The sequence below is a fragment of the Lunatimonas sp. genome, assembly GCF_020832325.1.
Taxonomy (GTDB): domain Bacteria; phylum Bacteroidota; class Bacteroidia; order Cytophagales; family Cyclobacteriaceae; genus Lunatimonas.
This window is the reverse complement of sequence record NZ_JAFIEU010000040.1, coordinates 64,972-84,498: the sequence shown is the minus strand read 5'-3', so window position 1 is coordinate 84,498 and position 19,527 is coordinate 64,972. Positions and strand designations below refer to the sequence as shown.

The 19,527-nt window shown below is 46.4% G+C and carries 13 protein-coding genes; 6 read left to right on the top strand and 7 right to left on the bottom strand.

Translation table 11 applies throughout. The features are described from left to right. Positions 1-14 precede the first annotated feature (14 nt). Positions 15-806, top strand: coding sequence for a subclass B1 metallo-beta-lactamase (bla, locus tag JJU34_RS14485; RefSeq protein ID WP_228693103.1), 792 nt, complete (start codon positions 15-17; stop codon positions 804-806). Here the strand turns inward: bla and JJU34_RS14480 are convergent. The 6 genes from JJU34_RS14480 to JJU34_RS14455 form a co-directional block, all read right to left on the bottom strand. Then, positions 803-1,681 (bottom strand): hypothetical protein, encoded by an 879-nt coding sequence (locus JJU34_RS14480; protein ID WP_228693102.1) that lies wholly within the window; start codon positions 1,679-1,681, stop codon positions 803-805. The two genes, bla and JJU34_RS14480, sit on opposite strands and share 4 nt — an antisense overlap. A 19-nt stretch (positions 1,682-1,700) precedes the next feature. Further along, complete coding sequence (locus JJU34_RS14475; protein ID WP_228693101.1) at positions 1,701-3,551, bottom strand: 3-oxoacyl-[acyl-carrier-protein] synthase III C-terminal domain-containing protein; 1,851 nt, start codon at positions 3,549-3,551, stop codon at positions 1,701-1,703. Between the two features lie 3 nt (positions 3,552-3,554). Beyond that, positions 3,555-4,274, bottom strand: coding sequence for a sterol desaturase family protein (locus tag JJU34_RS14470; RefSeq protein ID WP_228693100.1), 720 nt, complete (start codon positions 4,272-4,274; stop codon positions 3,555-3,557). 165 nt (positions 4,275-4,439) lie between these two features. Then, complete coding sequence (locus tag JJU34_RS14465) at positions 4,440-4,829, bottom strand: response regulator (RefSeq protein WP_228693099.1); 390 nt, start codon at positions 4,827-4,829, stop codon at positions 4,440-4,442. 13 nt (positions 4,830-4,842) lie between these two features. Next, the gene (locus tag JJU34_RS14460) at positions 4,843-7,887 is read right to left on the bottom strand and encodes a PAS domain-containing protein (RefSeq protein ID WP_228693098.1); all 3,045 of its coding nucleotides are present in this window, start codon (positions 7,885-7,887) and stop codon (positions 4,843-4,845) included. 609 nt (positions 7,888-8,496) lie between these two features. Continuing rightward, on the bottom strand, positions 8,497-9,591 hold the full coding sequence (locus tag JJU34_RS14455; protein ID WP_228693097.1) for a 6-bladed beta-propeller: 1,095 nt from the start codon (positions 9,589-9,591) through the stop codon (positions 8,497-8,499). 108 nt (positions 9,592-9,699) lie between these two features. Between JJU34_RS14455 and JJU34_RS14450 the strand changes: the two genes are divergently transcribed. The 4 genes from JJU34_RS14450 to JJU34_RS14435 all read left to right on the top strand — a co-directional run bounded on the left by JJU34_RS14450 (position 9,700) and on the right by JJU34_RS14435 (position 15,044). Further along, complete coding sequence (locus JJU34_RS14450; RefSeq protein WP_228693096.1) at positions 9,700-10,365, top strand: flavodoxin reductase; 666 nt, start codon at positions 9,700-9,702, stop codon at positions 10,363-10,365. Between the two features lie 165 nt (positions 10,366-10,530). Then, complete coding sequence (locus JJU34_RS14445) at positions 10,531-11,943, top strand: L-serine ammonia-lyase (protein WP_228693095.1); 1,413 nt, start codon at positions 10,531-10,533, stop codon at positions 11,941-11,943. A gap of 43 nt (positions 11,944-11,986) precedes the next feature. After that, positions 11,987-13,879 (top strand): CBS domain-containing protein, encoded by a 1,893-nt coding sequence (locus tag JJU34_RS14440; RefSeq protein WP_228693094.1) that lies wholly within the window; start codon positions 11,987-11,989, stop codon positions 13,877-13,879. Further along, complete coding sequence (locus JJU34_RS14435; RefSeq protein WP_228693093.1) at positions 13,869-15,044, top strand: succinylglutamate desuccinylase/aspartoacylase family protein; 1,176 nt, start codon at positions 13,869-13,871, stop codon at positions 15,042-15,044. Before JJU34_RS14440 ends, JJU34_RS14435 begins: the two co-directional genes overlap by 11 nt. A gap of 3 nt (positions 15,045-15,047) precedes the next feature. Here JJU34_RS14435 and JJU34_RS14430 read toward each other — a convergent pair whose 3' ends face one another. Next, positions 15,048-16,031: a glycoside hydrolase family 43 protein gene (locus JJU34_RS14430; RefSeq protein WP_228693092.1), complete on the bottom strand. Its 984-nt coding sequence runs from the start codon at positions 16,029-16,031 to the stop codon at positions 15,048-15,050. A gap of 371 nt (positions 16,032-16,402) precedes the next feature. Between JJU34_RS14430 and JJU34_RS14425 the strand changes: the two genes are divergently transcribed. Continuing rightward, positions 16,403-19,504 (top strand): TonB-dependent receptor, encoded by a 3,102-nt coding sequence (locus tag JJU34_RS14425; protein ID WP_228693091.1) that lies wholly within the window; start codon positions 16,403-16,405, stop codon positions 19,502-19,504. Positions 19,505-19,527: the final 23 nt, after the last annotated feature.

Genomic DNA, 19,527 nt, shown 5'->3' with positions numbered 1-19,527 from the left:
AAAATAACATGCGGATGAGAGATTCTCTTTTTGTCATTTCGGCTACATGCGTAGCTATCACAATGGTCGCTTGTAACACACCATCAAATCAAGCCATTTTTCCGCAAGAATTGTTTCGATCGGAGGAACTGGTGGTCACGCAGGTTTCCGAAAATGCCTACATCCATACCTCTTATCTACAAACAGATGATTTTGGAAAGGTTGCCTGCAACGGTCTCGTACTTACGGGAGGAGGGGAGGCTTACGTCTTTGATACGCCAACAGACGACATAAGCTCGGAAGCACTCATCGAATGGCTGCAAAACAGCGCAGATTTTCAGGTAAAAGGAGTAGTTCCTACCCATTTTCACAAGGATTGCTTGGGAGGACTGCCGGTGTTTGAAAGTTGGGGGATTCCTTCCTATGCTTCCCACCAAACGATACAGTTTGCTGCGGAAAACAACTTTGCCCTGCCCCAGCATGGTTTTGCGGATTCACTTTTACTCAAAGTGGGGGATAAAACCATTCTGGCTACGCATTATGGGGAGGGGCACACGGCGGACAACGTGGTGGTATATTTTTCTAGTGAGGATATTTTGTTTGGAGGCTGCCTGGTTAAGGAGCTCGGCGCACAAAAAGGATTTCTAGGAGACGCCAATGTATTCGCGTGGTCTCACACCGTGGAGCGGATCAAAAAGAGATTTCCGGAAGTCAAGGTAGTGGTGCCGGGCCACGGGGCTTTCGGTGATGGTGCGCTTCTTGACTATACCCTTGAACTCTTTAAGACCAGGCATTTCGGTGAGGGTAGGGTTCCCAACGCCGATTAATGTGGCGTAATGATTCCGTCACTCAGTTTGCTCAGCTTCATTTTAACGAGAATTTCATGCAGTGTTTCGGCAGCCAGGCCATGTAATACCAATCGATAGGCCGCGCTATAGGTTGTTTCCGGCACCATAGGGTGCTTGTTGTTTACCAACCCCAAGTGGGCGGGTGTTCCCAGTATCTGGGACGTATAAATAGCGATGGTTTCATCCAATTGCAGGGAATTGGAAGCACGCACGAAGTCATTGGCCGTCAGAAAAAGCTGGTAAAATGGCGTAAACAACTCTATAGCCGAACGCAGATCCAAGACGTTGGTCCATCGGTTTGGAAATTCGATGTGGTCAAACTGGTCCTCGGTGATCATGCTTAGGTTTAATTTTTCCGGGGGGCGGATCGTTAGCCCCCTTTCCTTTAATTGCCTGTTTAGGTTGATGACAAAATTATAGAGATTTAAATCGTGCTTCAAAAACAGATCCTCCTTGATGCTATCAAAATCTTTCGGTTTGAGGGGATTTCCTGCCAAGGATACCCCAGGCACATTTCCCGCGATAAACTGTAGGATCTCGGTGCCCACATGGAAGTGCCTAAAAATAAGCAAATTGGCATCTGGACTCACAAAGTTCTTCAAGCCCCATGCCAGAATCCGGTGCAGTACACGGGAGGAGTTCAATCCACGGGGCACAAAATATTTGAACACATGGATAAAAAACATGGTGACTTTGGACCAAACTTCTATGATGGGAAGCAGGTACCGCACCGATTTGGAGGAATTGTCCCGCATCAGGGCTCTCTTTGTGGTGGCGTTAATCGGAATACTATCGTCGAGGTAGAGGGCCAGCCAGGGGTTCGGGTCTCTTTCGTCGTGGGTTAAATTATCCATGGTGTCGTCGTTTGGTTGATCAGTAGTTGCCTAGCTCATTGAGCTGCATGGCGTAGAGTTTAGCAGTAGTTTTGGCCGTTTTCACGATTCGCTTGGCCAAGTCTAGGTTCATAAGCGGGTGCTCCAAGGCCTTTTCTAGGTTATGAAAGTGATTTTCATCTGCCACGCCGTGGTAGGTAAAGAAGGATACCTGATCGTCTCTAAGGTGGAGTTGTTCCTGGATCATCCTTCCCCAATAGCCGGCCAGTCGTTTGCCAATGCCCTCGATGATAAACATGGCCCCCAGCAAATCGATGGGGTTTGGTTTACTGGCCTGTTGAAAAACGAAGGAGGTGAGGGCCACGGTACCGATGTTTTTCTCACCGCTTCGGATGGTCTCGAGATCCTCTCCGAGGGCCTCAAAATTCCGTTCGAGCAGTTGATAGTCCTTGTGTTCGGCAGCGGTATGTTTGATAAAGGCCGACCGCAGCTCAAACAACCCAATGTCGATATGGGATGCGGCCCGGGAGATCCACTGAGAGCCATCGATTACCTGTTGGCGCAGGTCGGTCAGGAGCAGCTTGTAGTCGGCCAGACTGAGATTTCCCTGATGGATCTTGGCGACGACGGGCACCTGGAGCAATTCGGTCTCAAAATCAATCCAGACCTGCGCAAGATTCCGAATGAGCCACTCGGAGGTTTCGTTTTTGGCAAGGTTTAGTTCCGGAGATTCAATTTCCCGGGTCGTATAGGGCTTCTTTTCGGCTTTATCCTCCCCGACCACCGTGAGGTGCATAAAAGAAGTAATGAAACGGCCGCTTTCGGGCACCATGCACAGGATGCGGTCGCCGGCTTGTAGCCTGTCCGAATACAGCAACTCATCCAACATGATGTAGATGGAAGCAGCGCCGGTATTTCCCTTGGTAGGAAGGTTGCTAAACCATTTCGCGTCAGGGATTTCTCCGCCACCCTTGATCATCAACTCTTTGATGGGGCCCTTAAAGACCTCCGAGGAGTAATGGCAGCAAAACCAGTCTATGCCCGCTGGTTGGATTTTCCCCTGGTTGATCAATTCAAAATAGTGGGCTACACCGGTTTTTACCAGGCTATCCAGCAGGCGAGCATCCTGCCGGAGATTGATGGCTCCGGCGGCTGAGGCCTCTTCATAGCTGGGGTAGTCCAGCCAGGTTTTTTCGGTTTCGTTTTTGTTGTCTGTTTTCCCGGTAAACATGCACACCGGAAACTCATGGGCGTGGGATTTCAATTCAATCCAGTCGATCTTCAAGGATATCCCGGATTCATTTTTCTGGTTTTGCAATACGAATGCCCCTGCACCATCGGAAAGCATCCAGCGGAGGAATTCCACGGAAAAGGGAAGGGCATCCGTCCCTTGGGCCTCAAAGCGGGAGGCTTTGAACATCCTGCTTGCAAATTCGCTCCCCACGGATAGGGCGTTCTGTTTTTCTCCGCATTTAATCTGGGAATACGCATTTTTTAGTGCCATGATACCGCTGGCGCATACACTTTGGTGGCTGGAAACCTCGCAGGTACCCAAATCCAGACCGGCATGCACCATGCTGGCAAATCCCGGTATGGGCAGATCCCCTTGGGTGGTTCCCGTACACAATAAGTCGATCTCGCTGGCCCGCAGGCGGCTTCTCTCCAGTGCCGTTCGGATGGCCTGTGCGGCCAGCTCGGCGTTGGAATGGGTAGATTGCTGCTGCTTATCCAGGGCATAATAGCGTGTCTGGATGCCATTTTGTTTTAGTATGCGCTCTCGGTTTCGGCTATCTTTTCCATGGATACGGCCCAGAAAATCTTCCATTTCCGCATTGCTAATAGGTGAATTGGGGAGGAAGGAGCCTGAACTGGTGATATATACTTCTTGCATGGGTTATTTCGTTGGTTTGGAAAACAGCTTATCCAGAAGGTTTAGGGCAAAACCATAATTCTTCCTTCCCTTGCTGTGGTGCTCGTGATGAGCCGTGCCAAATAGTCGCCAGCTATTGCCCCTGCCAGTGCCAAACCGGTAATTGCAATGCCCTGCAAAGTTCAGCAGGATACTGACTGTAGGGTAGAGAAATACTGCTACAATAGGCATAGGGATAAATGGAACAATGGTCAGAGGCACCGTACTCAGTAAGAATGCCTCCAGCCAGTGGAAACTGTACACCGAATAGACGGTGGGGACTGTGGATCGGTGATGGATGTAGTGAATATGTTGCATCATAGGCTTGAGGTGCATGATCCGGTGGATCACATAGAAGTGGACCTCGTTCCAAAGCGTCAGTAGGATTAGGCCCCAGAGGATATTTATCCACGTGTTTGGCAGCAGGTAGATAAAGTCCATCCGAATCAGGTAGATAATGGGAAGGGAAGAGAATCCAAAGATGACGATGGATTTCAGGGAGTGGCGAATCTCAAACCGACGCTGACGGCTAGAGGTCTCTCGGGTATCAATTATTTGGAGCAGATCTTTTCGGGCCAGGAATTTACACGCCCTGAGAAATAGGCTTCCCAGGCCAAAATAGAGGAGTAAAAAATAAAGAATCGTCACCCCAAACCATGCTAGGTAGGAGAATTGGGAAACCATGCCTTCTAATAGAGCCTCCATCAAAACCAAGGACGAACAAAAGATCCGACCCGTTGTAAATATAGACAAAATTCTCAATCAATGAGGCTCGGCATGCCCCATCTGTTCCGACAATTTTGCTTGATGGATAGTTCTTCGATCCAAGGCTTAGTTCTTTTCAATTTTGTCAGGGCCATACAACGTATTTTATACCAGAGATTTGAGAAAATCAGCGGATAATGGTTTTTCAATAAAATTTATCACATGCGTGTTGTCTTTTGCTTTTTCGATATCCCTAGGATCTATGGAGGAAGAAAGTATATAGATAACTATTCTTTCTTTAATAGCGGTCTCAAGGTTCTCAAATTCTTCCATGAATTCCCATCCAGACATTACGGGCATATTAATATCTAGAAGGAGAGTTGTTTTCTCAACAGACGAACGATCGAATGAATGTTCTAGATATTCTAACGCCTTTAGTGGCTCTTCAAAGGCAATTAGAGACGCGTCCGGATATATCTTCTTGATAATCATTTTATTGAACATGTTATTGATTGGATCATCATCCAATAGCATAAATTGAGGTTCTGATTTCATATAAACTATCTAATTAATTTGGTCTTTCAAAGCTGATTGTAAATGTGGTTCCTTTATTTATTTCACTATCAATTTCAATTCGTCCACCTAATGTTTCTACCTGTGTCTTTACCATAAACAGTCCCATTCCTTTTCCTTCTGTATGAAAATGAAATCGTTTATATAATCCGAATATTTGATCTTTTTTCTTGGTTAGGTCAATTCCAATCCCATTGTCCTTAAAAGTGATAATGATATTTTTTTCCGACAATTGGCTTTTTATCTCTATTATGGGGTTAACAGCCTTCTGTTTGTATTTTATGCTATTTGAGATCAAATTGTAGAATATGCTATGTAGGTAGCTTTTTATGGTTTTAATTTCATCGATCTCATTAAAATTGACTATAAAAACAGCACCTTCTTTGTTGATAAGGTTTTGAATACTTTCCTGAATATTTTCAACAAGGTTAGTGAGATTTACCGTGACCTTGTTCTCGTGTATTTCATGCTTCTTTTGCAAGATATAACTTAGATCTTTCAAGGTCATGTCCAGACCTTGAATTGACTTTTTTAACCCAATATTCAATTGGTCTTTTTGATCTTGATCCAATGTTGAGTCAAGTAATAAATTGCTGATTCCAATAATATTTGCAACCGGTGCACGAAGGTTGTGGGAAACGATATAGGAGAATTGTTCTAAATCCCTATTCCTTTGTATTAGATCATTCATGATTTTTTGCCGCTCATCTTCTGCTATTTTTCTGTCGGTAATATCAGACCGTATGGCAATGTATTTGACAGGTTTACCTTTTTCGTTTAGAAAGGGAACTATAGTGGTGTCAACCCAGTAAAAGGAGCCGTCTTTGGCTCTGTTTTTAAACTCGCCTTTCCAAGTTTTTCCGGAGGAGATTGTTTTCCATAATGTTTTGATAAAATCTTTGGAATGGTAGCCCGAGTTGATAAGCCGATGGTCTTGACCAATCAGCTCTTCACTGGTATATTTGGAGATTTTGCAAAAATTCTCATTTGTGTGAATTATTTTTCCTTTGGCATCGGTGATTGCCACTATAGTAGACGCATCTAGTGCATTGCGGTAATCTGCAATTATTTTTAAGTTAGCTATCTGTTTCTGCTCTGCTTTTCTCCGATCTGTAATATCTCTTATGCACCCAATGAGGTAATCTTCTCCATTCGCTGTGAAATAATTAACAGACATAGAGACAAATACGGTCTGCCCGTTCTTTTTCCTCCCTTCTAACTCCAGATCTTTTACATACCCTTTTGTCTTGAGCTCATGTAGTATACGTGCTCTATCCTCTTGGTTTTTATACAGGTTGAGTTCCTGGGAGGTTTTATGTATACATTCTTCTCTCGTGTATCCGAATATGTCAAAATACTTATCATTGACCTCAAGCAACTTTCCGTCTGTAATTGTTCCTATGGAGAAGGCATCTGATGCCGTCATAAAAGCCAATCTAAACTTTTCCTCACTTTCTTCGGTATTTTTAATACTATTGACTAGTTCAGTGATATCTCTGTTCATTCCGATCATTCGATAAGGAAGACCGAGTTCGTTCTTAAGGAAAATTCCGGCTGCTTTTATATATGCTATTTGTCCGTTAGGTTTGACAATTCTGAACGAAGAATCGAATTTTCTTTCTTCTCTTTTTGCCTGCTCAAGCTCTGTGATGACCGCCGATTTGTCTTCAGGGTGAAGCGTATGTGCCCAATGTTCAAAGGTATTTTTTGTTTCATTTTCCGTGAAACCATGCAGGGCGTACATGCGATTGTCCCAAATCAATTCATTTGTTTGAAGGTTCCAGTCCCAGACTCCCAGTTCAGCGGCTTCTACTGCCAGCGTTAGGCGGTATTCATTTTCCTCGGATATTTTTTTTGTCTCCAGCAACTCCTGCTGTATCAACCTTCGTTCGGTGATATCTTGACAGGTTCCAAATGTCCGTAAAGGTTTGCCTGATTCATCGTAGAGAATCTTCCACCTTTCCTCTACAATTTTTATATTTCCTTTTGCCGTAATAATCCTATGTTCGACAGAATTATAGTTTTTGGTGTTAAATGAAGCGATAAATTTATGGTGTACCATATCCCTATCATCGGGGTGGACGAAGTCTAGGAAGGATTCATGCGTTGGCTGGAATGCCCTAGGATCCAGTTCGAAAATCTTGTAGGTCTCTGGCGACCAATTTACCGTTAAGTCTAAAAGATTTGTCTCCCAACTACCGAGTTTTGAGACCATTTGGGCTTCAATTAATTTTGCCTCATTCGTCTCACTTCGAATTACTTGATCCTTTAGTTCTTTTTCGATTCGTTTTTTCTCCGTTATTAGTTCCGTAAACAGGATGATTCCCCCCACCTCTCCGTTATCCTGAAACCATGGACGTATTTCCCATCGAACCCAGTCTATACTTCCATCCTGACGGATAAAGTAATCTTCGTCTCTTTTATCGGCCTTGCCTTTTAAACATTCTTGATGAATTTTTTTCCACTCAGCGCCAATTTCGGGGAAAATTTCATAGTGACTTTTGCCAATTAGCTCTTTGCCGATCAAATTATAGTCGGCAATCCATTTATCGCTCCTAGCTAGATAACACATTTCAGTGTCTAGCATGGCTAATGCAGCCGGACTGCCTTCTATGAACTTTAATAGTTCTTTGACGTTTTTTGAATAGTTCTCTTCGGCGATTTTCACTTCCTCTAGTTGGACGAATGTGAAATCCGAATTGAGGCATTTGTAATACACCTTAACTCTTTTTTCCTTTTCGAAGCCTGTGTTTGTAAAAGAATATTCCCGCTCTATATCTAGTTGGTTTTTGGTACAGGTTTCCAAATCCTGGTGCATTTCTATACATTGCGCCAGCAGTTCACTACTTTTCTTACCATGAAAAGGCTTTCCAGACTCCTGAAAGTAATTTAGAGCTTCTTCGGTGTAATCTACTAAGGTGTAGTCTTCGTCCTTTTTTTTCCAAATAAAGGAAGGTGATTTTAGTTTTTGGAAGAGATTCAGGTATACATCCCGAGAAATCTCGTCTTTTATAGGCGGATTGCCTTCATAGCCTTTCATCGTATTGGTGGAATTGGTAAAGTAGTGTTAAAGAGGTTGTTGATGCCTTGGCTTTGGGTTTTGGTAATCGCTTAATAGGGAGATAGGTGTAGTATGAATTACTTGTTTTTCTATAGCCTATGCAAAGGGAGGGTAATACCTTTTAGGGCACTTGCCAAGTTCGGAATTACCGGTTGATTTACGTTTAATATTACATAAATGGAAATCCCTGCCTGTGAAGGAGGCTCTTGGTCGTTTCTGAGAATTCAGAAAATTTTGGGTTGGATGTTTGAATTATCTAAATGACGGATAATCAGTCACAAGCAACACTATTCTTCCTTGTATTGCATTCAAACTTGTAACATTACGGATGTATTGTGAAAATAGGCTACGCTGCGATTAGAAAAAGATTAGTTATTATTTATAGCTTGGTTAAGAGTGTATTTTTTAGGTGTGCACAGACTTTCATCTGTCTATAATTGATTTTTAATGTTCAGATGGAATCCCTGCCTACCGGCCTTTAGGTCGCATGTTTGCCCCTATAGCCATCGGGGCATCCCACCGTGTGTCGCCTGCGTCGTGCTAGATTTCATGCCGCCACAGGCCATAGGGACAATTGGAATTAAGCGCTTATTTCCACCGTACCCAAAGCAGCATGGGATTATCTTCCTGTCCTACAGCATCTCGCTGTTCGATGACAAAGTAGGAGGTCCCGTTTGATTTTGAAAAGGGCATTCCTGTTTCTGGGAATTTTGGGTCTTGGAACCCTCCCTTTACTACCGAGGATTTCCGATTGCTTTTTTCATGGATATATAGGTAGCGCTCTCCCTTGTAGCGATACTGTACCTGATAGAGTGTGGGGGTAACCTGCACATCTCCCATGCTGAATTCCGGTGGGAAAGTGGCTTCCGATACGCTTTCCCGAAACCGAAAGTTCACTTCGGGTACTAGCTCAAAATTATTGGAAACTGTATATAAGGTGTCTCGTCGATACGTTTCTGGCAGGAGGGTGGGCAGAAAGAAGTAGCTGGTGTCATTTACCTGAAACACGAAATTTTGTTGTCGGTACACCAGCCCAAGGTTGCGGATCAAATGAATGTTGTGTGCGGGGCTGGCTAAGGTGTCAAATTCACTACCTAACACGTGTAACCGATTATTGACTAAAAAGCCATTTTCGTGTGGCTCCCCGTATTGGCTTTCCCAGAAAAAATAGTGGTCGGAGGTAACGAAGGTTGCCGAGAGCATGCGCGTCTTATCTATGTACTCCTCGACGAGGGTTCCGTCTTCTTCAAAAATCAGTGTTTTGTGATCAAATGGAGCACATACGATCAACCGTTTTCGTCGGCCATCGTAGGCAATGGAGGTAGGCACTTGGAATTCACCTGGTCCCTGACCGTTTATTCCAATTCTGCGAATATACCGTCCATCCCAATCGAATTGCATAATGGAGGGATCAGCACCCAAGTTGAGCACATAGATGTAAGTTTCGCCAAAAGCTACATCGCCTATGTAGGATATGAGGCTTTTGGGTGTACTTTCTAAGGGAATAGCCCGTGTCTCGTCGGAATAATCTGTCAACCAAGCCGGTTTAGCGGATGCCTCCGAGTGGGGAATTACCAGCGTAGGGATGCCTTCCGTTTTCGAAAGCTGATTGTTCTTTCCACAGCCGAACAGGATTAAAATTCCGAATGCGAGGAGCAAATTGCCCAAAAAGCATCTGTTCATAGACCTATTTGGCGTTTGTTTTGGGGTAAGGTATCATTTAAATCCGACGATTAAAAGAATAGAACGGTATTTGCACAGTAACACCTATAAACCAAACATACCGAATACATGAGTAATAACGTAAAGATTATCAGTGTCCGATCGCTTACACACGATGTAAAGGAAATAAAAGTGGAAAAGCCACGTGGATATACCTTCGTTCCGGGGCAAGCTACCGAAGTGGCCATTGACAAGGAAGGATGGCGGGATGAAAAACGTCCGTTTACCTTCACCTCTCTTCCCGAAGAGGAGCATTTGGAGTTTGTGATCAAATCCTACAGAGACCATCAAGGGGTAACCTATCAGGTGGATGGGTTGTTGGAAGGAGATCGTCTGTTGATCGGAGATGCTTGGGGTGCCATCACCTATAGAGGGCCAGGTGTATTTATTGCAGGCGGTGCGGGTATTACACCCTTTATCAGTATTCTTCGGCTGCTTGAATCCAAGGGACAACTTGCGGGACACAAACTGATATTTGCCAATAAAAGAGGGAAAGATGTGGTGTTGGAATCCTATTTTTACGATTTGCTTGGGGAGAATTTCCTGTCCATTTTGAGCGATGAAAAAGTCGATGGGCACCACCATGGGATGGTGAATATGGCATTTTTAAACGAGCAACTGTCCGATTTTTCCCAGGAGTTTTACGTGTGTGGCCCGGAGGGAATGGTAAAGGATGTGAGCAGCAGTTTAGAGCAACTGGGTGCACGACCGGATGGCATTACCTTTGAGAAGTAGTTTTCGCGGATGCTTGCAAATGAAGCCCATCTTTTTGGGATGTGGCCGCTTTCCTTTCTCCTGCTCCTGTGGCAAAGAACAAGCAGCTAGGTTATGTGATGCTGATGGTTCAGTTTTTCGGGTGTATATTTAGCCAGTTAAGGAGTGAAACGGTTTGGTGTCAGTATGGAAAATATTTCAGTTTTTGATATATTAAAAATCGGTGTCGGTCCTTCCAGTTCCCACACCTTGGGTCCTTGGATTGCCGGCTCCCTGTTTTTGGAAGAGTTGGGCGCCGACAGGCTGGCATCGGTGACTAAAGTCCACGTGCACCTCTATGGTTCCCTGTCCCTTACTGGCAGAGGCCATGCCACGGATTTGGCGGTAACGATGGGATTGTGCGGGTTGGATCCGGTTCAGTTTCCGGTGGATCAGCTGGGCGCGTTAATGGACCAAATTCGGGAACAGGGGATTCTTCGGCTAGCCGGGGGTCATGTAATACCATTCGAGGTGGACAAGGACATTTTTTTTCATGGAACGTTTCTGCCCTACCACGCCAATGGTCTTCGCTTCGAAGCGTTTACGGCCGATGGGGTGATAGGAGAAACGTATTATTCGGTGGGAGGTGGATTCGTGCAGAAAGAAGGCGAGAAAGACAAATCTCCCGCTGTACGCGCACAGTTTCCCTTTCCGATAGAAAAGGCGAATCAACTGCTGGCCTATTGTACCCGAGAGAATAAGCGCATTTCCGATATCGTTTGGGCAAATGAGCTATCGCTACGTGATAAGCCGGTTATCGAATCGGGGTTATGGAAGATTTGGGAGACCATGTTGGAAAGCATATACCTGGGATGTCATACAGAAGGGGTATTGCCAGGAGGGTTGCATGTGAAACGCCGGGCTTTTGAGCTCCATAAGGGACTCATCGGAAAGGAACTATATTCTGGTCCGCAGGAGTGGCTGGCGGCTGTCCGGCGCTCTGAGGGAGGATTCCGACGGGTGATGAAATGGGTTAGCTGCTTTGCGCTAGCCGTGAACGAAGTCAATGCAGCACTCGGTAGGGTGGTTACCGCTCCCACCAACGGCAGTGCAGGCGTAATCCCTGCCGTGTTGCTATATTACCTGGCCTTTGAAAATGCGCAATCGGGTAGGGATGAGGTATTTCGCTTTCTGCTGGTGGCAGCTGAGATTGGCAGTATTTTCAAGAAAAACGCCACTCTTTCTGCCGCAATGGGAGGGTGTCAGGCGGAGATCGGCGTTTCCAGCGCGATGGCTGCAGCTGGTCTTTGCGAGCTGCTAGGCGGTAGTCCCGGGCAGGTTTTGACCGCAGCGGAAATCGCTATGGAGCATCATCTGGGCCTGACCTGTGATCCCATTTCCGGTCTGGTTCAGGTACCCTGTATTGAACGTAACACCATGGGGGCCATAAAAGCCATAAACGCGGCAGAGTTGGCGACGGAAACTTCCCTGGAACATACGAAGGTATCCCTTGACAAGGTGGTTCGCACCATGTGGGAAACCGCCAGGGACATGAATGGGAAATATAAAGAAACATCCGAAGGAGGATTGGCTCTTTCCGTCAATTGGGTCGACTGCTAGCCAAGGGCCCATCTCCGCAAGCATACCTGTAACGATCTAGCCTATGGGACAACAGCAAGTCCGTTCGAAGAAAAGTAAGATAGAACGAAAGAAATTTCTCAAGCATTTGCTGCTAGACGTGGAAGCCTTGGATGAGATGCTAAGGAGAAATCTTATTGAGAAGAACATTCAGCGTATAGGAGCGGAGCAGGAGCTCTCGCTGGTTGACGCCTACTATAAGCCATCCCGAAAAGGGCCTGCGGTGTTGAACCGGGTCAATGACCCCCACCTGACCACAGAGCTCGCCCTGTATAACCTGGAGATTAACCTAGATCCTCAGGTGTTGAAAAAGCAGTGCTTTTCCAAGATGGAGAAGCAATTGCAGGCGCTTTTGGCAAAGACAGATCAGGCAGCGAAGGCGGTTGGAGATAAAGTGGTGTTAAGTGGAATACTGCCCTCCATTGATATTCGTTCGGGTGAGTTGGACTTCATGACCCCGAATCCACGGTTCTATGCGCTCGATGAAGTGATTCGCCAATTGCGGGGGGAAGATTTTGAGCTAAATATCCTCGGAGTAGATGAGTTGATTTTGGCTCATACTAATATTCTTTTTGAGGCATGCAACACCAGTTTTCAGTGCCACCTGCAGGTCGACCCCGATGAGTTTGTGGATCAATACAATTGGGCTCAGATGATATCCGGGCCGGTGCTGTCTGCTTGTACCAACTCCCCATTGTTATTTGGGCGGGAACTTTGGAGCGAGACCCGGATTTCGCTTTTTCAGCAAAGTATCGATATCCGGAGCAAGGGATATCACCTCCGGGAAAAGGAACAGCGCGTTTCCTTTGGCAAGGGTTGGGTGAGTGAAATCACCGAAATCTACAAGGAAGCGATTGCCCGGTTTACGCTGATTCTCACCGATACGGTGGAGGAGGATTCCATGAGCGTGCTGAAGAAAGGGGGCATCCCTAAGCTAGCTGCACTAAATTTGCACAACGGCACCATCTGGCGGTGGAACAGACCCTGTTACGGTGTGGGGTCAGGCATTCCCCATTTACGTATCGAAAACAGGTACCTCCCTTCCGGTCCCAGTGTGATTGATGAAATGGCAAACTTTGCCTTTTGGGTGGGGTTGATGAAAGCCATGCCGGAGCACTATAAAGGAGCTTGGCAACATAAATCTTTCGAAGATGCAAAGGGTAATTTTTACCGAGCCGCTACTTCCGGCCTGCACAGTAGCATGGTATGGGAAGGAAAAGCGATTCCTTCCCGTAATCTCCTGCTGGATCATTTGCTGCCATCGGCTAGAAAGGGTTTGCTGGATTGTGGCATTGAGCTGGAGGAAGCAGATAGGTACCTGAACGTGCTGGAGGGTAGGGTGAAAAAGGGATTAAATGGCAGTGTATGGACCGTAAAAAGCTTTAGGAACCTCAAAAAGACCCTGTCACGGGAGGAGGCCATGGTAGGGGTGACTGCCGCCATGCACACCCGTAGGATGTCAGGACTTCCGGTACATTCTTGGCGACTGCCAACCAAGTTGGAGATAGAGGATTGCCGCATGCCTTACGATTGGATAGGTAACTTTATGACCACCGACCTCATCACAGTACAGGAGGAGGATTTACTGGATTTGGTAGAGAAGATTATGGACTGGAAGCGCATACGACATGTGCCGGTGGAGGATAGAAAAGGGAATTTAAAGGGATTGATCACCCATAAAATGATCGGTCAGGCTAAAGACACGAATCAACCGGATCGGTTGCTGTCTGCGGCAGACGTCATGCGCACCGACTTGGTCACCGTTGGCAAGGACGCGGATATAAGGTTCGCTATCTTATTGATGGTGGACAAGCAAATCAGTTGTTTGCCGGTGGTAGAAGGGAACCGACTGATTGGTTTGATTACGGATAGGGACACGCAGCAGCTGTGGGAAAAGATGAAAGATCATGAAGCCTGAAAAGCAAGCCGCCTTTCATAGTGACCAAACGTCCCTTCATAATCGCACCCTCTACCGTGTGGAAAAAGGGCCTACCGATCCAACGATGGTGGTGTTTGTGGGGATGCATGGCAACGAGAAAGCGTCTATTCAAGCAGTCGAGGAGATGGTAGTAGAAGGACGGCTTTCCTCGCCTACCCTGCTAGGCAACTTGTTTGTGTTGATAGGTAATAAGAAAGCCCTGAGCTTGGGAAGGCGTTTTATCGACAAGGATTTTAACCGGATATGGACAGCGGAACACCTGCACAGGGCCCGTACCGAAACGGAGTCCAACTGGCCACCCACGCATGAATTGGCGGAATTAAAGGAGTTAGATACCGAGATTTCAGAGATAATCCGGAAATATGGAGCCGGACGACTTTGTTTTTTAGACCTACACACCACTTCTGCGGAAAGCGGGGCCTTTCTTCCCTTCAACGACTCGCTTGCCAACCGTCAATTGGCCGAAAGGTTCCCGGTGCCCCTCATTTTGGGGATAGAGGAGTTTTTGGAGGGGCCATTGATGAGCCATATTAACAATTTGGGATTCCCCGCATTGGGGTTTGAAGCTGGCAGGCACGGGGCTACAGCTTCCATACTTCGGCACCGGGCTTTCTTGGAGTTGGCCCTGTGTCATTGGGGAATAAAAACACTCTCCGACGGTGAAAAATCAGGCCTGGAAAAACAGCTGTCGGAATCTTTGGCGATTCCTTCGGGATTTTACGAAATACGCTACCGGCACGATGTGCGCCCGATGGAGGGCTTTGCCATGGACCTGGGCTATATTAATTTTCAGCCGGTAACAAAAGGGCAGCGGTTAGCCTCCGATAAGCAGGGTGTTATCTACGCGCCATATACCGGTCTCATGTTCATGCCCCTATACCAAGTGGAAGGCAGCGATGGTTTTTTTATTATCCGCAGGGTTTCCAGGTTTTGGTTGGTCCTCTCCAAATGGCTTCGGAGGGCGGGTATTTCCGAACTTATCGCTTGGCTGCCCGGCGTGGAAAAGGATCCGGTCGAAAGTGCCATCTACTGGGTGAATCCGAGAATTGCCCGCTTTTTTCACCGCGAGATTTTTCATCTATTGGGCTACCGAATCAAACAAGAGAAGCGAAACGGAGCTATCCGGATCGTACGAAGGGGCTAGAGGTTAGTTTGCCGGCCCGTTTTTTACCAAGTGCTCAAATTCCTGCTTGGTTACTTTAAAGACAGTGCCGTGCCTCGTGCCTTCCGGAAAACTCACTTTGTCGGAAATGTCCTCCCAGTTTTCTAGGTCGTAGGAAGCCACGGCACCCATCTGATGGTCGATGTATTTATCGAAGTAGACGATCCATCGGTCTCCCACTTTGGCGGGTGTAGGACCTTCTGCCCAATAGTCTCCAGTAATCGGTGCACTCGCTGGCCCATATCCCTCCGTTAGTCGATTGCTTCTAGCTATTCGAATATTCTTCTGGGCAGGTTCACGGGTTTCATCTTTGATAAACAGGATGTATTGCCCACCTTCTTTGATCAGCGTCCCGTCTATGACGTTAAAGCCCGGCTCGTAAAAGAGCTTGGTTTCCGAAAAGGCTTCGAAGTCTTTGGAGGTCACATAGTATTTTCGGTGGTTGTAGGCATTTTCTTCCATGGATTGGGTTTCTGGATAAAGTCCCGTGATCGTGGTAGACCAAAAGATCAAATAGAGGTCGGATTCCTCGTCGTAGAATACTTCGGGTGCCCAGGTATTCCTTGCCCCTTCTTCGTGGGCCATTACCGGAATAAACCGTTGCTCAGACCAGTGAATGAGGTCTTCGGAAGTAGCGTAGCCGAGACCTTTTTCGTTCCAGCTTACCGTCCACACCATGTGAAACTTTCCGTCACCACCACGGATGATGCATGGGTCTCGCATGAGTTTATCTTCACCGGCAGTAGGCGTTAGAAATGAGGCTCCTTCAGATAGCGCTTCCCAGGTATAGCCATCTTCCGAATAGGCGAAATGCAGGCCGTCTTCACCGTTGCCTACAAAATAGGAGAACAGGAAGATTTCTTCTGAGATTCCCGTGGCCGATCGGGTGCCTTTGGATGATTGGGGGCTACCGCACGAAAGAAATGTAAAAATGAGCAGGGCGAAAGTTAAACCGATTGGTGGATTCATCGTCGTTTGGTTTACTAGGTTTAGGCTGCAAATTACAAAACTCAGCGATTTTGTTTCTGTTTGCCATTGAAATTGGGGGGTTGATTTGCTTATTTTCACTCTTTGTTCATCCTGTAAACACTTTATTCGTGATATTCGGTGTTTTTTGGGGCTGGTCGGCAGTATTTAGCGTTTTTAGGATGGTTTTCGGTTAATTTAAGCTATTTTTCCTTGGAAATACTTTATAAGATATCATAAAAAGCAGGACAGTACAGGATGGGGGTTTATTCTTGAAATGCTAAGTTTATATATGATTTATTTTGGTTTATCCGGTCTTGGAAAAATTAAAATAAACTATAAAAAACAATAATTTCAACTTAACCTAATTATTTATGAATCGAACAGTGTACAATTTACACAACGGCAGATGGCTGCTTTTGTGTGTGATGAGTCTGTTAATCGGGTCTGCGGCTTTCGCCCAGCAAACCCGAACCCTTACGGGCGTGGTGAAGTCTCAGGCAGACTCGGAGTTGATTCCGGGGGTGTCTGTATTGGTAAAAGGTACCCAGCGGGGTACGGTGACCGACATCGATGGGCAGTTTAACCTACAAGTGTCTGACGGGGAGGTGATTGTAGCCAGCTTTATTGGCTATGAGACCAAGGAGACGGTCGTTTCTTCCAGTATTACCAATATGGAGATTTTTTTGAGTTCCTCCTATTCCGATTTGGGAGAGGTGATCGTGGTGGGTTATGGAACCCAGCGAAAATCGGATTTGACCGGATCGGTAGGATCGGTGAGCGCCCAGGCACTACAGGAAAGACCGGCGGCCTCTCTGAATCAAGCACTTTCTGGAAGGATTCAAGGAGTAAACGTTTCCGTTAACTCCGGACGTCCAGGCGGCAGGGCCAATATCCGTATCAGAGGAAATACCTCCGTAAGTATCGCCAACGATCCGCTCTATGTAATTGACGGGGTGATCATACATGCCACTGGATTGGCCAATGGTAGTACTCCCATCGATTATATCAATCCCAACGACATTGCTTCAGTGGAGGTATTGAAAGATGCTTCCGCCACCGCAATATATGGTGCTCGTGGAGCAAACGGAGTTATCTTGGTAACTACTAAGCGCGGAAGTTCCAAGGGGGGTATTATATCCTACGATACAGATTTCAGCGTAGGAGTGCTGCCACGAAAAATACCTTTGTTAAATTCCGAAGAGTTCTTGCGGGTGGAGGAACTAGCATATCAAAACGCCCAAAAGTATGATCCGAATGGTTGGGCAAACGGGATTTATAGAGATCCGAGGTTAAAGCGGACAGATCCCAGGCTTTTTGATTCCAACGGAAATCCACTATACGATACCGACTGGCAAGACGAGTCATTCCGTCAGGCAATTACCCAAAACCATCAGTTGGCCTTTACTGGTGGAAATGAAAAGGACAGTTACGGTGTGTTTTTGAACCACCGCAACGAAGAGGGTTTGATGCGTGGTTCTTGGTTGAAGCGTTACGCTGCCCGTTTCGTGTTTGATAGCCAAATCAAAGATTGGCTGAAGGTGGGGGGTTCGCTTGCTTATAACGATCAGCGGGAAAGCCAGATTGACCCGCTGGGTGCAGGAGGTATCATCGCCATGCGTCAGGTGTTGGAGGCCTTGCCGATTATACCGGTACGGTATCCGGACGGAAGCTGGGGTGGCAACGAACACTACCCAGGCATGGAAGGTGGCAACAACCCGCTGCATGTGGTGGAAGATCGTGTGTATGAACTCAGCACACAGACTATTTTGGGAAATGTGTATGCCAATTTTTACTTGGCAAAAGGGCTTGAGTTCAGATCTATCTTAGCGACAAACATCATCAATCAACGCACGGACTATTACGGTGGTAGGATGCTAAACTTTATCGCCCGAAATCAACGGGGGGATGCGTCTGTTACCAACGATCGACATAATTCCTGGCAGTTCGAAAATTACCTTACCTACAACAAAGAGATCGATGAAAATCAGTCATTCAATGCATTGTTAGGACTCTCCTGGCAGCAAGTGGACAGGTTCCAATCCATGGCTAGGTCGCAGGATTTTCAAGATGATTACTTTAAGTTTTATAATCTAGGAGCGGGAGCAAACGTGTTTCAAACAACTTCCAATTATACTGCTTACGCATTGAATTCCTATTTTGGACGATTCAATTACAATCTGAAGGAAAAGTACTTGGTAACCTTCACTGGAAGGATCGATGGGTCTTCTAAGTTTGGAGCGGCAAATCAATATGCGGTGTTCCCCTCCGCAGCGGCTGCTTGGAGGGTGTCGGAGGAAGATTTTCTTAAAAACAGCAATACCGTTTCCAATTTGAAGGTGCGTGCCAGCTACGGTATTACCGGTAACTCGGAGATACCGGCCTTTCAGTCCTTGGCAGGTATGGGGAACTATACGGTTATTTTCGGAGACCAGCGGGCAATCGGGTTGGGCGTAAACCGACTGGCCAACCCAGACCTACGTTGGGAAAGAACCTTTCAGACCGATATGGGGCTGGAATTGGGGTTATTCAACAATCGCTTAACCTTAGAATTGGATTTATATCGCAAGTTAACCCGAGACATGCTCCTAAGTGCGCCGGTTCCTTCCAGCAGTGGATATTCTAACGTTACCCGGAACATTGGTAGCATGGAGAACAAGGGTATTGAAATAGCCCTGAACTCGGTCAACGTGGACACCAAAGGGTTTAAGTGGGACACCCATTTCAATATATCACTGAACAGAAACACCGTATTGGAATTGACCGGAGGTGCCGATATCATAGGAGCCAGCACGATTATCAGGGAAGGATATCCTGTAAGCTCCTTCTTTGGATTTGTACACTTGGGTACATGGAATCTGGACGAGGCGGATTTGGCGGCGAGCTTTGGTAAACGTCCCGGTGATATCAGGTATGAAGATGTAAACGGAGACGGTGTAATCAATGACCGTGACCGGGTGATTATGGGACAGGGCATTCCAAAGGGCTTCGGTACCTTGATGAATACCTTTAACTACAAGAATTTTGAGTTACTCGTTGATTTACAATTCATGTACGGAAATGGAGTGCTCTGGAGAAGCAAACACTCTGCGGAGGACCGTACTGGTATTGCCAACAGCTTTAGAACAGTACTCAATGCTTGGACGCCCCAAAACCAGGATACCAATATAGCTGAGATCAGACCGATGTCTGCAGGGTACAATACCTTCAACGATACAGACAGGCTTCAGGATGGATCCTTCTTGAGGGGTAGAAATTTGATGTTTGCCTATGTATTTCAGCCCCAGCTGGTGCAAAGGCTTCATTTGAGCAGGCTTCGGGCGTTCGTTTCGGTACAGAATTTCTTTTTGTCCACTCCGTTCCAAGGATATGATCCGGAAGTCAGTACCTCCGGTGCAGCGTTTGACCAGGGAGTTGACCTCTATGCGTATCCCAAACCGCGGGTATTTATGTTAGGGTTGAATATAGGGCTTTAAGGATAACTGAAAAACGTGAAAAA

Coding starts and splice junctions, on each gene's coding strand:
- JJU34_RS14450 (WP_228693096.1), top strand. CDS start 9,700: ATGAGTAATAACGTAAAGATTATCAGTGTCCGATCGCTTACACACGAT.
- JJU34_RS14475 (WP_228693101.1), bottom strand. CDS start 3,551: ATGCAAGAAGTATATATCACCAGTTCAGGCTCCTTCCTCCCCAATTCA.
- JJU34_RS14430 (WP_228693092.1), bottom strand. CDS start 16,031: ATGAATCCACCAATCGGTTTAACTTTCGCCCTGCTCATTTTTACATTT.
- JJU34_RS14480 (WP_228693102.1), bottom strand. CDS start 1,681: ATGGATAATTTAACCCACGACGAAAGAGACCCGAACCCCTGGCTGGCC.
- JJU34_RS14470 (WP_228693100.1), bottom strand. CDS start 4,274: ATGGAGGCTCTATTAGAAGGCATGGTTTCCCAATTCTCCTACCTAGCA.
- JJU34_RS14445 (WP_228693095.1), top strand. CDS start 10,531: ATGGAAAATATTTCAGTTTTTGATATATTAAAAATCGGTGTCGGTCCT.
- bla (WP_228693103.1), top strand. CDS start 15: ATGAGAGATTCTCTTTTTGTCATTTCGGCTACATGCGTAGCTATCACA.
- JJU34_RS14425 (WP_228693091.1), top strand. CDS start 16,403: ATGAATCGAACAGTGTACAATTTACACAACGGCAGATGGCTGCTTTTG.
- JJU34_RS14440 (WP_228693094.1), top strand. CDS start 11,987: ATGGGACAACAGCAAGTCCGTTCGAAGAAAAGTAAGATAGAACGAAAG.
- JJU34_RS14435 (WP_228693093.1), top strand. CDS start 13,869: ATGAAGCCTGAAAAGCAAGCCGCCTTTCATAGTGACCAAACGTCCCTT.
- JJU34_RS14455 (WP_228693097.1), bottom strand. CDS start 9,591: ATGAACAGATGCTTTTTGGGCAATTTGCTCCTCGCATTCGGAATTTTA.
- JJU34_RS14460 (WP_228693098.1), bottom strand. CDS start 7,887: ATGAAAGGCTATGAAGGCAATCCGCCTATAAAAGACGAGATTTCTCGG.
- JJU34_RS14465 (WP_228693099.1), bottom strand. CDS start 4,829: ATGAAATCAGAACCTCAATTTATGCTATTGGATGATGATCCAATCAAT.